Genomic DNA, 15,204 nt, shown 5'->3' with positions numbered 1-15,204 from the left:
TGTCGCGGGCCGGTCAGAGCCGGGTCACAGACCCAGCTCGCCCTCGAACTCCCCGGCCTCCAGACGGGCCTTGACGTCCGTCAGGTAGCGGGCGGCGTCCGCGCCGTCGACCAGCTGGTGGTCGTAGGACAGGGTCAGGTAGACCATGTCCCGGATGGCGATGGTCTCGCCCAGCTCCGGGTGGTCGACCACGACCGGGCGACGCACGGTGGCACCGATGCCCAGCTCGGCCACCTGCGGGTAGTTCACGATGATCGTGTCGAACAGCGCACCGCGCGAACCGGTGTTGCTGATCGTGAACGTACCGCCGGACATGTCGTCCGGGCTGAGCTTGCCGGTGCGGACCTTGCCCGCCAGCTCCGCGGTCTTCTTGGCGATGCCGGCGAGGCTCAGGTCGCCCGCGCCCTTGATGACCGGGACCATCAGGCCCTTCTCCGAGTCCACCGCGATGCCGATGTTCTCGACGTCGTGGTAGGTCACGGTGCCGTCGTCGTTGATCTTGGCGTTGATCGACGGGTGGGCCTTCAGGGCCTCGGCGGCGGCCTTGACGAAGAACGGCATCGGGGAGAGCTTGACGCCCTCGCGGGCCAGGAAGTCCTCCTTGGCCCGGGCCCGCAGCCGCATGATCCGCGTGACGTCCACCTCGACCACGGAGGAGAGCTGCGCCTGGTTGTGCAGCGCCTTCATCATGTTCTCGGCGATGACCTTGCGGATCCGGGTCATCGGAACCGTCTGGCCGCGCAGCGGCGACGGCTCGGCCGGAGCCGGGCCGCGGCCGGCCGACGGGGCGGCGGCCGGAGCCTGGGCCTTGGCGGCCGCGGCCCGGTCGGCCGCCTCCACCACGTCCTGCTTGCGGATACGGCCGCCGACGCCGGTGCCCTTGACGGTGGACAGGTCGACGCCGTTCTCGGCGGCGAGCTTGCGCACCAGCGGGGTCACGTAGGCGCCCTCGCCGCCCGCTGGGGCGGGCTGGGCCTGCCGGGCCGGGGCCGGGGCCGGGGCCGGGGCCGGGGCCGGGGCCGACGGGGTCGGCGTGGGCGCCGGGGTCTCCCGCTGCTGCGGGGCCGGCGTGGTCGGCGCCTGCGGAGCGGGCTCGGGCTGCGGCGCGGGCTGCGGCTCGGGCTGCTGGGCCGGAGCGGGCTGCGGCGCGGGCTCGGGCTCGGGCTGCTGGGCCGGAGCGGGAGCGGGAGCCTCGGCCCGGGGAGCCGGAGCGGCACCGGCGGCACCGATCACGGCCAGCTTGGCGCCGACCTCCGCGGTCTCGTCCTCGCCCACCACGATCTCCAGCAGGGTGCCGGACGTGGGGGCGGGGATCTCGGTGTCGACCTTGTCGGTGGAGACCTCCAGCAGGGGCTCGTCCGCCTCGACCTCGTCGCCCACCGACTTCAGCCAGCGGGTGACGGTGCCCTCGGTGACGGACTCGCCCAGGGCCGGCAGGACCACGTCGGTGCCTTCGGCGCCACCCGACGGGGCCTGCTGGGCGGGCTCGGGCTGCGGCTGGGCCTGCTGCGCCGGAGCCGGGGCGGGCTCGGGCTGCTGCGCGGGCTCGGGCTGCGGAGCCGGAGCCGGGGCGGCCTCGGCGGCGGCCGGAGCCTCCGCCTGGGCGGGAGCCTCGGCGGGGGCGCCGCTGCCGTCGTCGATCACGGCCAGCTCGGCGCCGACCTCGACCGTCTCGTCCTCGGCCACCTTGATGGAGGACAGGACACCGGACGCGGGGGCGGGGATCTCGGTGTCGACCTTGTCGGTCGACACCTCCAGCAGGGGCTCGTCGGCTTCGACGCGCTCACCCTCGGCCTTCAGCCAGCGGGTGACGGTGCCCTCGGTGACGCTCTCACCGAGCGCCGGCAGGGTTACGGAAACCGCCATGGTTTCGGTTGCTCCTAACGAAATGTGCGAGTGTCGTGGTGCGGTCGCGCCCGGGAGTGTCAGTCGTGAGCGTGCAGCGGCTTGCCGGCCAGCGCCAGGTGGGCCTCGCCGAGGGCCTCGTTCTGCGTCGGGTGCGCGTGAACGAGCTGCGCGACCTCGGCGGGAAGGGCCTCCCAGTTGTAGACGAGCTGGGCCTCGCCGACCTGCTCGCCGATCCGGTCGCCGACCATGTGGACGCCGACCACGGCCCCGTCGCGGACCTGGACCAGCTTGATCTCGCCCTGCGTCTTGAGGATCTTGCTCCTGCCGTTGCCGCCGAGGTTGTACTTCAGCGTCACGACCTTGTCCGCGCCGTACTTCTCCTTGGCCTTGGCCTCGGTGAGGCCCACGGAGGCGACCTCCGGGTGGCTGTACGTCACGCGCGGCACACCGTCGTAGTCGATCGGCACCACGTTCAGCCCGGCGAGCCGCTCGGCCACCAGGATGCCCTCGGCGAAGCCGACGTGCGCGAGCTGGAGGGTCGGAATGAGGTCGCCGACGGCGGAGATGGTCGGCACGTTGGTGCGGCAGTACTCGTCCACCAGGACGTAGCCGCGGTCCATGGCGACCCCGGCCTCCTCGTAGCCCAGGCCCTGCGAGACCGGGCCGCGGCCGATGGCGACGAGCAGCAGCTCGGCCTCGTGCTCCTTGCCGTTGGCCAGGGAGACCTTGACGCCGTTCTCGGTGTACTCGGCCTTCTCGAAGAAGGAGCCCAGGGAGAACTTGATGCCGCGCCGGCGGAAGGCGCGCTCCAGCAGCTTGGAGCTGTTCTCGTCCTCGGCCGGCACCAGGTGCGGCAGACCCTCGACGATGGTGACGTCGGTGCCGAAGGACTTCCAGGCGGAGGCGAACTCGCAGCCGATGACGCCGCCGCCCAGGATGATGACCGACCGCGGCACGCGATCCAGCGTCAGCGCGTGGTTGGAGTTGATGATCCGGTTGCCGTCGATCTCCAGGCCGGGGATCGACTTGGGCACCGAGCCGGTGGCCAACAGGATGTGCCGGCCCTCGTAGCGCTGCCCGTTCACGTCCACCGAGGTCGGGGAGGACAGCCGGCCCTCGCCCTCCACGTAGGTGATCTTGCGGGAGGCGATGAGCCCCTGCAGACCCTTGTACAGGCCGGAGACCACGCCGTCCTTGTACTTGTGGACGGCGGGCATGTCGATGCCCTCGAAGCTGGCCTTGACGCCGAACTCGGCGCTGTCGCGCGCCGAGTCCGCGACCTCGCCGGCGTGCAGCAGGGCCTTCGTCGGAATGCAGCCGTAGTGCAGGCAGGTACCGCCGACCTTGTCCTTCTCGATCAGGGCGACGTCCAAACCCAGCTGCGAAGCGCGCAGGGCAGCGGCATAACCGCCGCTACCGCCTCCGAGGATCACTAGGTCGAAAACGGTGCTGGCGTCGTTCGCCACGTCACGTCCTCCATGCATGGGTGCGCCGGAGCCGGTCCGTCGGGGACCGGGCGGCTGTCTTTCGGCCGCTTCTTGCTCGGCCCTGTGGGTTGAGCGGGCCCTGTCCTGCCGAGACAACATCTTTGCACTTGTCGGCGGGCGGCGGGACGCGGGGCCGGCGTCCGAACCGCGCATACCCTCATGAACAGGAAGGTTGTCGACGGCCACGCGTGTCTACCGGTGGGTAGGTCGGCAGGGATCGCCCAGAGCGAACACCGGGGAACGCGTCGGGAGGGGCGGGAGCGGGCGAACGGGAGGGGCGCGCGACCCCGCTCCGGCCCGGGACGGGGCGGACCGCGCCGAGGGCGGCGGTCCGGGCGCCCCCGTGCGCCCGGACCACCGCGGAGGCCGAAGGCCCGGATCTCAGAGCACGTCGCCCGAGGCGGCGCGCTCGGCGAGACGGACCAGGGTGCGCACCGCGGAACCGGTGCCGCCCTTGGGCGTGTAGCCGAAGGGACCGGAGTCGTTGAAGGCCGGGCCGGCGATGTCCAGGTGGGCCCAGGGGGTGCCGTCGGTGACGAACTCCTTCAGGAACAGGCCGGCGACCAGCCCGCCGCCCATCCGGTCGCCCATGTTGGCGATGTCGGCGACGGGCGAGTCCATGCCCTTGCGCAGGTGCGCGGGGAGCGGCATCGGCCAGGACGGCTCGCCCACCTCCTCGGCCAGTTCGTGCACGGTGGTGCGGAAGGCGTCGTCGTTCGACATGACGCCGAAGGTGCGGCTGCCCAGCGCCACCATCATCGCGCCGGTCAGGGTGGCGACGTCCACGATCGCGTCGGGCTTCTCCTCGCACGCCCGGGTCAGGGCGTCGGCCATCACCAGGCGTCCCTCGGCGTCGGTGTTGAGCACCTCGACCGTCTTGCCGCTGTACATGGTGAGCACGTCGCCCGGCCGGGTCGCGCTGCCCGACGGCATGTTCTCCGCCAGCGCCAGCCAGCCGGTGACGTTCACCCGCAGACCGAGCCGGGCGGCGGCGACCACGGTGGCGAAGACGGCCGCCGCGCCGCTCATGTCGCACTTCATGGTCTCGTTGTGGCCGGCCGGCTTGAGCGAGATGCCGCCCGAGTCGTAGGTGATGCCCTTGCCGACCAGGGCCAGGGTCTTCTTCGCCTTGGAGTGCGTGTAGGCCAGGCGCACCAGACGGGGCGGGTTGGCCGAGCCCTGGCCCACGCCGAGGATGCCGCCGAAGCCGCCCTTGGCGAGGGCCTTCTCGTCCAGCACCTCCACCGTCAGCCCGTGCTCCTTGGCGGCGGCCTGGACGGTGGTGGCGAAGGACTTCGGGAACAGGTCGTTGGAGGGGGTGTTGACCAGGTCGCGGGCCCGGTTGACCTCGGCGGCCACCACCTGGGCGCGCTCGGCCGCGGCCTTGTGGCCCTTGTCGCGCGGCTTGGTGCCGAGCAGGACGGCCTCGGCGAGCGGGGCGCCGCGGTCGGCGTCCCCGTCCTTCCCCCGGGCCTTGGACTTCTTCCCGGCCTTCGCGTCCTTGGCCTTGTCCTCCTTGCCGCGGTACGCGGTGAAGGCGTACGCGCCCAGCAGCGCCCCCTCGGCGACGGCCGCCACCGACGCCTCGTCCTCGGCCGGCAGCGCGAAGCCCGCCTTCTTCTTGCCGGACAGCGCGCGGGCCGCCGCACCGGCGGCGCGGCGCAGCGCCTCCGGGTCGTGGGAGGCGCCCTGCGGCGGGGCGTCGCCGAGTCCGACCGCCAGCACCAGGTCCGCCTTCACCCCGTCCGGCGCCGGCAGCTTGGTGACCTCGCCCTCGCCGCCCGAGGCGCCGAGGGTCTCCAGGGTGGCGGCCAGGGAGCCGCCGAACGCCTGGTCCACGGTCTCGCCGCCCGGAGCGACGACGGGGCCGTCCGGCCCCTTGACGACACCGACGACGACGGCGTCCGCGCGCAGCGTCGCGGCGGACGAGGAACTGAGAGTGAGAGCAGACACGGTGGTGGGAATCCCTCTTCCGGTTGGCAAGCCGTGTGGATGTGCACGGCTTCGAGCACGGGCCGAGCCTACGTCGCGGCCCGGACGGCCCCGGTGGCGGCTCCGGCGGCACGAGCGGGGCCCGCCGGGCGGAGCGGGGAGCGGTGGGAGCGCGGAGCCACGCCGGACCGTCCGTTCGGAATTCTCCGAGGGGCGCTAACCCAGCGCAAGCACCAGCAGGGACGTGGTGAGGGCGGCTTCGGCCAGGGCGCCGAGGACATCGCCGGTCACCCCGCCCAGCCGACGGCGGCAACGGGCCAGCAACCACTGTGCCGCGCACAGGCCCAGTACCGCCGCGGCGGCGCACCGCACCGAGGCGTACGCTCCCCACGGCGCGCCCGCGCCGCCCGCCGCCAACACCACCGCCGTGCCCGTCGCGGCCGCGACCCGGACCGGCACCACACCGGCGACCGCCGCGCCCAGCCCCTCGGGACGGGCCGCCGGGACGCCCTCGCGGGTGGCGAGCGTCAGCGCCGCACGCGCGACCACCGCGGAGACGACCACCGCCACGGCGCCGTGCGCCCACCCGTCGGCGTACAGCTCGGCGACGGCCGCCACCTGCCCCAACAACGCCAACACCAGGACGACCACCCCGAACGGCCCGATGTCGGAGCGCCTCATGACCTCCAGCGCCCCCTCGGCGGGACGCCCGCTGCCCAGCCCGTCGGCGACGTCCGCGAGTCCGTCCAGGTGCAGTCCCCTGGTCAGGACGGCGGGCACCGCGACGGTGGCGACGGCGGCGAGCAGCGGGGAGGCGCCGAGCGCCAGGGCCGACGCACCGACCGCCGCCGCGCACATCCCGACCACCAACCCGGCCGACGGCGCGCACGCCATGCCGTACCGGGCGGCGGCCCGGTCCCAGCGGGGCACCCGCACCGGCAGCACGGTGAGCGTCCCGAAGGCGAAGCGCACCCCGTCGACCACCCGGGCGGGCGGCGCGGACCCGGGGGGCGGCGGGTCGGACGGCGGTCGCGCGGTGGTGTCCATGGCGCGGCAGGCTACCGGCCGGAGCGGGGGCCGGCCGGGTCAGGTCGCGTCGAGCACCTCGGCGCCGTCCGCGCGGCCCGCCCCCGGCTCGTCCGCCCCGCCGGGCTCCTCCGCGTCCCGCACCGGGAGTTCGGCGGCCACCGCCGCGGCCGCTCGGACCAGGGGCAGGGCGAGCAGCGCGCCGGTGCCCTCGCCCGCGGTGACGCCGTGGTCCAGCAGCGGGTCGAGCGCCATCCGGTCCAACGCCTTGGCCTGCGCGGGTTCGCCGGCCGCCTGCCCGGCCAGCCACCAGTCCGGTGCCCGGAAGGCCACCCGCTGGGCGACCAGCGCGCAGGCGGCGGAGACCACGCCGTCGAGGATCACCGGGGTGCGTCGCACGGCCGACTGGAGCAGGAAGCCGGTGATGGCGGTCAGGTCCGCCCCGGCCACCGTCCTCAGCAGTCCCAGTTGGTCGCCGAGCGCGGGACGGGCCCGGCGCAGGCCGTCGCGGATGGCCGCGCACTTGCGCATCCAGGCCAGGTCGTCGATGTGCCCGCCGCCACGGCCGGTGACCACCGAGGCGTCGGTGCCGCACAGGGCGGCGATCAGGACTCCGGCGGCGGTGGTGCCGCCCACCGAGAGGTCGCCCAGGACCACCAGGTCCGTACCGGAGTCGGCCTCCTCGTCGGCGACGGCCATCCCCGCCCGGAAGGCGCGCTCGGCCTCCTCGGCGGTCAGGCTGTCCTCGATGTCCAACCGGCCGCCGGAGCGCCGCACCCGGTGCCGGGTGACCTCCTCCGGCAGCTCCTCCGGATCACAGTCCAGCGACATGTCGACGACCCGCAGCGGGACTCCCTGGTGCCGGGCCAGCACCGCCACCGGGCTGTTGCCCTCCAACACGGCCCGCACCAGGGTGTGCGCGCCGCCCGCGGGCCGGGCGGAGACGCCGAGTTCGGCCACTTTGTGGTCCCCGGCGAACAGCACGACCTTGGGGCGCGAGAGGGGTTCGACGGGGACGCGGCCCCGCGCCGCGGCCAGCCACTCGCCCAACTCGTCCAGCCTCCCCAGGGCCCCGGTCGGCAGTCCGGTCCGGGCCCGCCGCTCCTCGGCGTCCCGCCGGACGCCGCTGTCGGGGCGCTCGATGAGGTCACCGAAGTCGTCGAGGTTCAGGCTGCCGTCGCTCATCGGAATCCTTTCGCGGGTCCCGGTCTCGGCCGGGGTGGGGTACCTCCCGCTCGTGGGGAGAAGCGAAACCGCCGCACAGCGGCGTGGTGAGCGACGGATCGGGGCGATCGGTGCCGGATGATCCGCCGTCCGCCGGGCACGGCCCGCAGATGGTCACAGGCAGGCATGCTAACGAGTGGGCCGTACCGACCGCGTACGCGAGGCGGACGTTCCCCGACTCCGGCCCCGCTCCCGCCCCCGGCCGCGTCAACCGCGCAGGGGCAGGGCCGTGCCCGCCGTGACCAGCAGGACGTGCTCGCACTCGGCGGCCACCGCCGCGTTCAACCGTCCCAACTCGTCACGGAAGCGCCGGCCGGAGGCGGTGGCGGGCACGACGCCCGAGCCCACCTCGTTGCCGACCGCGACCACCGTGCGGGTGGCGGCCCGGAAGGCCGCGACCAGTTCCCCGACCCGGTCGGCCAGCGCGCGCCGGGCCGTGCCGGACCGCCAGCGCTCGTCGTCCCAGGCCCCGACCCGGTCCATCGCGTCGGTCAGCCACAGGGACAGGCAGTCGATCAGGATCGGCGGCGCGTCGGGCTCGGTGAGCAGCGGAGCCAGGTCGCGGGTCTCGACCGTGCGCCAGGACGCCGGGCGGCGTTCCCGGTGGGCCGCCACCCGCGACGCCCACTCCGCGTCGCCGTCCCGGGTGCCGCCCGTGGCCACGTACAGCACGTCGGGGAAGGCGGCCAGCCGCCGCTCGGCCTCGACGGACTTCCCCGACCGGGCGCCGCCCAGCACCAGGGTGCGTCGGGGCAGGTCGGGAACCGCCCGGTAGTCGCCGACCAGCAGCGTGGTGCCGTCCGGCACGGTGCGCGCCCCCGCGGCGGCCAGCCGGCGGCGCAGCTCCGAACCGGGCGGCACGTCGTGGTCGACGTGGACGGCCAGCACGTCCGTGGTCGGGCCGACGGCCCCGGCCGCCCGCAGCCGGGCGAGCGCGTCGGGGCGGCCCAGGACGTCCAGCACCACCAGCGCGTAGGGGGCGTACGGCGCGGGGGACGCCGCGGTGCCCCGCCCCGAACCGGTCTCGCGGGCGGTCCCCCCAAAGGGACCGACGAGGCCCGCCGGGGCCGCGCCCGGCGGCAGGTAGAGCAGGCGCTCGCCGTCCGGCCCGGTGATCTCGTACCCGGTGCCGGGCGTGTCCAGGGCCACCGCGCGCACCCGGTGGCCGTCGAGGAGGGCCAGTTCCCGGCCGTCGGGCACCCGCACCGGGGCGGGCAGTCCGGCGGGGACCTCCCGGGCGGGGCCGTCGTGCGGGTGCGACAACAGCACCTGTCGCACCCCGTGCAGGGTCCGGCCCGCGCGGGCGGCGGCCAGCGCGGGGCCGGGGGTCAGGTCGAGCAGCAGCACACCGTCCACGAGCAGCGCGGTCGCGGCCCGCGCGTCCGCGCCGACGGCGGTCGCGCAGCCGGCGCAGGTGCAGCCGGGACGGGGGAGGCCGGCGGGCGCGCCGGTGCCGAGCAGAGTGAGTTCCACGCCACGATCGTCTCGCGTCCGGGAACCGGTCGCGCGAGGGGCACTACTCTGCGCTCGACTGGACAGGATCACGGACGCACGGCCGGAGACGGCCCACAGGGAACAATCCGGGAACACCGGGAACAGGGGAGGCGCACATGGCGTGGACGTGGCGGTTCGAGAAGGCCGACGGCACGGAGACGGAACCCGCCGTCCAGCCGGAGGAGTTCCCCACCCAGGGGGACGCCGAGAGCTGGATCGGCGAGACCTGGCGCGAACTGCTGGAGGGCGGCGTCGAGCAGGTGACGCTGCTGGAGGACGGCACGACGGTGTACGGGCCGATGAGCCTGAGCGCCGCCGAGGAGGGCTGACGGGCGGTCGTGTCGTCCGGCGGGGTCGGCTCGGGTCCGGCCCGACCCGGCCCGGCTCGGTAGTGCCGCCCGTACCGTCCGGGTGCCGGGCCGCGCACACGGCCCGGCACCCGGACGGCTCAGCGTTCGCCGAGGGTGATCCGGGCGGTTTGTTCCTCGCCGCCGCGCCGGTAGGCGATCTCCACCTCGTCGCCGGGCTCGTGCGCGGCCAGCGCCCGGGCCAGGGCGGAGGTGTGCGGGGTCTCCTCCCCGCCGAGCCGGACGATCACGTCACCGCCGCGCAGCCCGGCGTCGTCCGCCGCGCCGCCCTCCTCGGCCTCCACCACGGCCACGCCCGCGGGCCGGAGGTCGTCGCCGAGCACGGTGCGCACCGTCGCCTCGATCGCCGCCTCGTCGGAGTCCACCACCTCGCCGTGCTCGATCATCTGGTCGGCCAGGTCGCGGACGGTGTCGGAGGGGATGGCGAAACCCAGCCCCGGTGCCGCGCCCCCGTCCCCGCCGGGTGAGCGGGCGGCCAGGGTGGGGATGCCGATCACCCGGCCGGAGAGATCGACCAGCGCGCCCCCGCTGTTGCCCGGGTTGATGGGGGCCGAGGTCTGGATCAGGCCGCCGATGGCGGTTCCCGGGCCCTCGCCGAGGGAGCGGTCGGTGGCCGAGACGATCCCCTCGGTGACGCTGGAGGACAGTCCCAGCGGGTTGCCCATCGCCAACACGATCTGACCGACCTCCACCTCGTCGGAGTCGCCGAACGTCGCCGGGCGCAGGTTGTCGGGCGGATCGGTGAGCCGTACGACGGCCAGGTCCTCGTCCGGGTGGTCGGCGACCAGCTCGGCCTCCCGGTCCTCCCGGTCGGTGGCGAGGGTGACGCGGAACCGCTCGGCGTCGCCCACCACGTGGGCGTTGGTGACGATGTGGCCCTCCTCGTCGTAGACCACGCCCGAGCCCAGCCCCTCGCCGGTGGTGATCTGGACGACGGACGGCAGCACCCGGTCGACCACCTCCTGGAAGGACTCCTGGAGGGCGCCGGCGGAGTCGGGCACGGCGAGGGACCCGCCGGGGGAGGGGGTGTCCCGCGAGCCGTCCGGGGAGTCCGATCCGGTGCAGCCGGTGAACAGGACGGCCGCCGCGCACAGCGCGGCGGCCGTCGCGCGGCGTGGACCGCGCGTGGGAGAACGGGTCATGGCGGTACGGGCCCCCTTCGCCGGCCGGTGACGGTCGAGGCGACGTCCCCACCGGGACGTCACGGCTGTGAGGCGTCCGCGTTCCCCGCCGGGAGCGTCGGAAACCGCCCGCACCGCCCGTACCGCCCGTACCGCCCACACCGCCCGTCACCGCGGCACGGTCGGCGGGCGCCCCCGCGGCCGGCCGGTCAGCCGCGCACGGCGCACAGGTGCAGCAGCGTCGCCACCGAACGGTAGGGGTCGGTGCGCCCGGCCCGCTCCTCGACGACCAACCGCCGTTCGCCCTCCCCGTCGGCGGGCAGGGGGACGTCGTCGGAGAAGACCCCCACCCCGTACCACTGCCGCACCGGGGTGCTCATTCCGGTCAGGGCGGCCGACAGGGCCTCGCGCCGCAGGGGACGCTCCCCGGGATCGGGGACGAGCCGGGCCAGGGCGTCCTCCCAGTCGCCGGCCAGCCCCGGGCGCAGGGCCGCCGCCTCGACGTTGGGCACCACCAGCGACAACATCCCGCCGGGGGCCAGCACCCGGCCCAGACCGGCGAGGAGCGGTCCGGGCTCGTCACCGGGGGAGAGCACTCCGTGGCAGAGCACCACGTCGAAGGTGCCGGGCAGGAAGTGGGCACCGGTGCTGCGGCTGTCCCCGGCGACGATCCGGGTGCGCTCCCGGATGCCGGCGGGCTCCGCCTCCAGGGCGCGGCGCACCACGTCGGCCAGGGCCGGGTCGGGCTCCAGGCCCGTCACCTCGTGCCCGGCCCGCGCCAGCGGCAGGGCCTGCCGGCCGTCGCGCAGCGCCACGTCCAGCACGCGCAGCCGCCGGCCCACCGGGAAGCGCGCGGTGATCTGCTCCTCGACCTGCCGGGTGATCAGGGCCTGGTGCACGGTGACCTCGCTCCGCGGGGCGCCCCGCGGAGCCGCGGCGGCGGGGGGATCGGCGGGCACCGGGGCGGGGGCCGGGATGCCCACCGGGGGCGTGGCGGCGGCGCGCGTGCCGGTCGCGCCGTCGGCGCCGCCCGCGCCGTTCACGTCGTCGTGTCGTACGGCGGTGTCCATCGATGGTCGTCCGTCGGGATCCGATCCGTCAGGGGTTCCGTCACCGGGCCCCGGCGGTCGCCGGGGCGGTCGGTGGCCGGTTCAGTGGCGTGGGGCCTCGCCCCGGGCGATCTGCGGCTTGGGCAGCCGCATGCGGCGCATCTGGAGCGTCCGCATCAGCGCGTACGCCACGGCGCCCCGCCGGTTCTCGTCGGGGAAGCGCTCGCGCAGGGCCTTCTTCAGCCTGAAGCCGGTGAGGAGGGAGTCGACGAGGATCATCACGATGACGCCCGTCCACAGCAGCAGCGAGGCATTCTTCACCTGGACCGACGGCATCATGCTCATGATCAGGATGAGCACGGCCAACGGCAGGAAGAACTCCGCCACGTGCCACTTGGAGTCCACGACGTCACGCGCGTAGCGCCGCACCGGGCCGCGGTCGCGCGCCGGCAGGTAGCGCTCGTCACCGCCGGCCAGGGCCTCGCGCTGCTTCGCCAGTTCGGCCCGACGGGCCTCGCGGGCGCGCTTGGCGGCCTCCCTGCGGTCGGCGGGGGGCTTCACCACGGCGCGCCGCAGGGCCTCGGCCTCGCTGCGCTTGGGCGTGGGCCGGCCCTTGGGGGCCTGCGGGTCACGGCGGTTGGCCGACGTCACGGTCTCCTGGGGAGCCGTGCTCTGCTCATCACGGGAACGGCTTCGGAACACACTGCCAAGAGTACGGGGCGTCCAGGTGTGGCCCCCACCCCCACGGGGAACGATCCGGCAACGGCGGAACGGCGGAATGCGGGCCCACCTACTTCCTGGGCCGGAGGAGGCCGTTCGTCGATCGTCCTGAAGGAGGAGCACATCGGGGGCCGGACAGTGCGGTAATGGAGACGGGGCCCGTAGTGTGGGACCTGTCGGTGTGTTGCGAGGCTCAGTCCGTCACGAAGGGGGCGCGCGAAGCCCATGAGCGGTGTCATGAAGCGTATGGGGATGATCTTCCGCGCGAAGGCCAACAAGGCCCTGGACCGGGCCGAGGACCCGCGCGAGACGCTCGACTACTCCTACCAGAAACAACTCGAACTGCTGCAGAAGGTGCGCCGTGGCGTCGCCGACGTGGCCACTTCGCGCAAGCGCCTGGAGCTCCAGCTCAACCAGCTCCAGTCGCAGTCGACCAAGCTGGAGGAACAGGGCCGCAAGGCGCTCGCCCTCGGCCGTGAGGACCTGGCGCGCGAGGCGCTGTCCCGTCGCGCCGCCCTCCAGCAGCAGGTGGCCGACCTCCAGCAACAGCACCAGACGCTCCAGGGCGAGGAGGAGAAGCTGACCCTCGCCGCCCAGCGCCTCCAGGCGAAGGTGGACGCCTTCCGCACCAAGAAGGAGACCATCAAGGCCACCTACACCGCCGCCCAGGCGCAGACCCGCATCGGGGAGGCGTTCTCCGGCATCTCCGAGGAGATGGGCGACGTCGGCCTGGCCATCCAGCGCGCCGAGGACAAGACCGCGCAACTGCAGGCCCGTGCCGGGGCGATCGACGAGCTGCTGGCCTCCGGCGCGCTCGACGACCCCAGCGGGTTGGCCAAGGACGACATCGCGGCCGAGCTGGACCGCCTCTCCGGCGGCTCGGACGTGGAGCTGGAACTCCAGCGGATGAAGGCCGAGCTGGCGGGGGGCACCGGCGGCGACCGGCAGGCCATCGAAGGCGGCCAGGGTCAGGCGCGGGAGGAGCAGGCCCGGCAGCAGCAGGCCCAGGACGCGCCCCGCTTCGACAAGCAGTAGGCCCGCGGTGGGCCGCGGGGCCCCGTCCCCGGTTCCGGCCGCGGCCCCGCCGCCTTCCGCGTCTCCCCGCGTCCCTCCGCCGCGCGCTCCCTCACCACGGCGGGCGGAGGACGGAACCGGTACGCGCGAGCATCACCCCCGACTCGGTGGGAACCCGTCCCGTCGGCCGCACGGGAACGGGAAGAAGGAGAGCGACGTGATCGTACGGATCATGGGGGAGGGACAGGTCAGGCTGGACGACAGCCACCTGCCCGGCCTGAACGCGTTGGACGACGAGCTGCTCGACGAGATGGAGCACGGGGACGAGCCCGGGTTCCGCCGTACGTTGGCCGCCCTGCTGGACGCCGTGCGTTCCCTGGGCACGCCCCTGCCCGACGACTCGCTGGAGCCCTCGGAGCTGATCCTGCCCGCGCCCGGGGCCACCTTGGAGGAGGTGCGCGAACTGCTGGGCGAGGACGGCTTCTTCCCGACCGACGCCGCCCCGGGCGCCTCCGCCTGACCCGGCCGCCTGACCCGGCCCCCGCGTCCGCCCCCGCGGGGGCGGCGGCGCGTGCCCCCGAAATCCGCGCCGCCGCCCGCGCCCCGGCCCGTCAGGGCAGGGCGAGCATCCGGTCCAGGGCCAGCCGGGCGAACTTCTCGGTCTCCGGATCCACCTGGATGCGGTTGACGACCTTGCCGTCGGCCAGCGACTCCAGGGCCCAGACCAGGTGCGGCAGGTCGATCCGGTTCATGGTGGAGCAGAAGCAGACCGTCCGGTCGAGGAAGACGACCTCCTTGCCCTCGGGCGCGAAACGGTTCGCCAGACGGCGCACCAGGTTGAGCTCGGTGCCGATCGCCCACTTCGAGCCGGCCGGGGCGGCCTGGAGGGTCTTGATGATGTACTCGGTGGAGCCCACGTGGTCCGCCGCCGCGACGACCTCGTGGCGGCACTCGGGGTGCACCAGCACGTTGATGCCGGGGACCCGCTCGCGCACGTCGTTCACCGAGTCCAGCGTGAAGCGGCCGTGGACCGAGCAGTGCCCGCGCCACAGGATCATCTTCGCCTCCCGCAGCTCCTCGACGGTCAGCCCGCCGTTCGGCTTGTGCGGGTTGTAGACGACGCACTCCTCCAGGGACATCCCCATGTCCCGCACCGCGGTGTTGCGGCCCAGGTGCTGGTCGGGCAGGAAGAGGACCTTGTTCTCCCGGCCGTCCCCCTGCGAGAACGCCCACTCCAGCGCCCGCCTGGCGTTGGAGGAGGTGCAGATGGTGCCGCCGTGCCGCCCGGTGAAGGCCTTGATGTCGGCGGAGGAGTTCATGTACGAGACCGGGACGGTGACATCGGCGACGCCCGCCTCGGTCAGCACGTCCCAGCACTCGGCCACCTGCTCGGCGGTGGCCATGTCCGCCATCGAGCAGCCGGCGGCCAGGTCCGGCAGGACGACCTGCTGGCGGTCGGAGGTGAGGATGTCGGCGGACTCGGCCATGAAGTGCACGCCGCAGAAGACGATGTACTCCGCCTCCGGACGGGCGGCCGCGTCCCGGGCCAGCTTGAAGGAGTCACCGGTGACGTCGGCGAACCGGATGACCTCGTCGCGCTGGTAGTGGTGGCCCAGCACGAAGACCTTCTCGCCCAGCCGCTCCTTCGCCGCGCGGGCGCGTTCGACCAGGTCGGGGTCCGACGGGGCGGGCAGGTCGCCGGGACACTCCACGCCGCGCTCGCTGCCGGGGTCGGCCTGGCGGCCGAGGAGGAGCAGGGCCAGCGGGGTCGGCTGGACATCCAGGGACTCCCCGGGGGTGGCCGGGGTGGCGGGCGGGGCGGTGTTCACGGCACGCACCCTTTCGTGGGGCTCAACGGTCTTTTCGTCGGATTGACATTATCTATCATAACCGCGCCGTGTCGGTTTGACGATGGCCATCG

The 15,204-nt window shown here is 74.4% G+C and carries 13 protein-coding genes; 3 read left to right on the top strand and 10 right to left on the bottom strand.

Annotation, left to right across the window (positions count from 1 at the left end):
* Positions 1-24: 24 nt before the first annotated feature.
* The 6 genes from sucB to F0L17_RS06140 form a co-directional block, all read right to left on the bottom strand.
* The gene (sucB, locus tag F0L17_RS06165) at positions 25-1,866 is read right to left on the bottom strand and encodes a 2-oxoglutarate dehydrogenase, E2 component, dihydrolipoamide succinyltransferase (RefSeq protein WP_155070271.1); all 1,842 of its coding nucleotides are present in this window, start codon (positions 1,864-1,866) and stop codon (positions 25-27) included.
* A 59-nt stretch (positions 1,867-1,925) separates the two neighbouring features.
* Entirely contained in the window at positions 1,926-3,314 is a 1,389-nt protein-coding gene (gene lpdA, locus F0L17_RS06160) for a dihydrolipoyl dehydrogenase (protein WP_162465879.1), read from the bottom strand.
* 402 nt (positions 3,315-3,716) lie between these two features.
* Positions 3,717-5,288 carry a leucyl aminopeptidase gene (locus tag F0L17_RS06155; protein WP_162465878.1) on the bottom strand — a complete coding sequence of 524 codons (1,572 nt, stop codon included), beginning with the start codon at positions 5,286-5,288 and terminating at the stop codon, positions 3,717-3,719.
* A 195-nt stretch (positions 5,289-5,483) separates the two neighbouring features.
* Entirely contained in the window at positions 5,484-6,314 is an 831-nt protein-coding gene (locus F0L17_RS06150; protein WP_155070268.1) for an adenosylcobinamide-GDP ribazoletransferase, read from the bottom strand.
* 39 nt (positions 6,315-6,353) lie between these two features.
* Entirely contained in the window at positions 6,354-7,478 is a 1,125-nt protein-coding gene (locus F0L17_RS06145; RefSeq protein WP_155070267.1) for a nicotinate-nucleotide--dimethylbenzimidazole phosphoribosyltransferase, read from the bottom strand.
* 246 nt (positions 7,479-7,724) lie between these two features.
* On the bottom strand, positions 7,725-8,990 hold the full coding sequence (locus tag F0L17_RS06140) for a bifunctional adenosylcobinamide kinase/adenosylcobinamide-phosphate guanylyltransferase (RefSeq protein ID WP_162465877.1): 1,266 nt from the start codon (positions 8,988-8,990) through the stop codon (positions 7,725-7,727).
* 137 nt (positions 8,991-9,127) lie between these two features.
* Here F0L17_RS06140 and F0L17_RS06135 point away from each other — a divergent pair, with 137 nt between their 5' ends.
* The gene (locus F0L17_RS06135; RefSeq protein ID WP_155070266.1) at positions 9,128-9,340 is read left to right on the top strand and encodes a hypothetical protein; all 213 of its coding nucleotides are present in this window, start codon (positions 9,128-9,130) and stop codon (positions 9,338-9,340) included.
* Between the two features lie 119 nt (positions 9,341-9,459).
* Here the strand turns inward: F0L17_RS06135 and F0L17_RS06130 are convergent, their stop codons facing one another.
* The 3 genes from F0L17_RS06130 to F0L17_RS06120 form a co-directional block, all read right to left on the bottom strand.
* Complete coding sequence (locus F0L17_RS06130; protein WP_155070265.1) at positions 9,460-10,521, bottom strand: S1C family serine protease; 1,062 nt, start codon at positions 10,519-10,521, stop codon at positions 9,460-9,462.
* Positions 10,522-10,709: 188 nt separating this feature from the next.
* A complete protein-coding gene (locus F0L17_RS06125) occupies positions 10,710-11,570 on the bottom strand; it encodes a class I SAM-dependent methyltransferase (RefSeq protein WP_155070264.1) in 861 nt (286 codons plus the stop codon).
* A gap of 81 nt (positions 11,571-11,651) precedes the next feature.
* A complete protein-coding gene (locus F0L17_RS06120) occupies positions 11,652-12,200 on the bottom strand; it encodes a DUF3043 domain-containing protein (protein WP_338017974.1) in 549 nt (182 codons plus the stop codon).
* A gap of 315 nt (positions 12,201-12,515) precedes the next feature.
* On the opposite strand from F0L17_RS06120, the gene F0L17_RS06115 reads away from it, so the two are divergent.
* Together F0L17_RS06115 and pspAA are read left to right on the top strand one after the other, a co-directional pair.
* Positions 12,516-13,304 carry a PspA/IM30 family protein gene (locus F0L17_RS06115; protein ID WP_155073236.1) on the top strand — a complete coding sequence of 263 codons (789 nt, stop codon included), beginning with the start codon at positions 12,516-12,518 and terminating at the stop codon, positions 13,302-13,304.
* A 196-nt stretch (positions 13,305-13,500) separates the two neighbouring features.
* Positions 13,501-13,803 (top strand): PspA-associated protein PspAA, encoded by a 303-nt coding sequence (pspAA, locus tag F0L17_RS06110; protein ID WP_162465875.1) that lies wholly within the window; start codon positions 13,501-13,503, stop codon positions 13,801-13,803.
* A 91-nt stretch (positions 13,804-13,894) separates the two neighbouring features.
* On the opposite strand, the gene nadA is transcribed toward pspAA, so the two are convergent.
* Complete coding sequence (gene nadA, locus F0L17_RS06105) at positions 13,895-15,121, bottom strand: quinolinate synthase NadA (protein WP_420802388.1); 1,227 nt, start codon at positions 15,119-15,121, stop codon at positions 13,895-13,897.
* Positions 15,122-15,204: the final 83 nt, after the last annotated feature.

This window comes from Streptomyces taklimakanensis (genome assembly GCF_009709575.1).
In the GTDB taxonomy this organism is placed as follows: domain Bacteria; phylum Actinomycetota; class Actinomycetes; order Streptomycetales; family Streptomycetaceae; genus Streptomyces; species Streptomyces taklimakanensis.
Note: the sequence above shows the minus strand (reverse complement) of the source record. Positions and strands in the feature narration are given on the sequence as shown.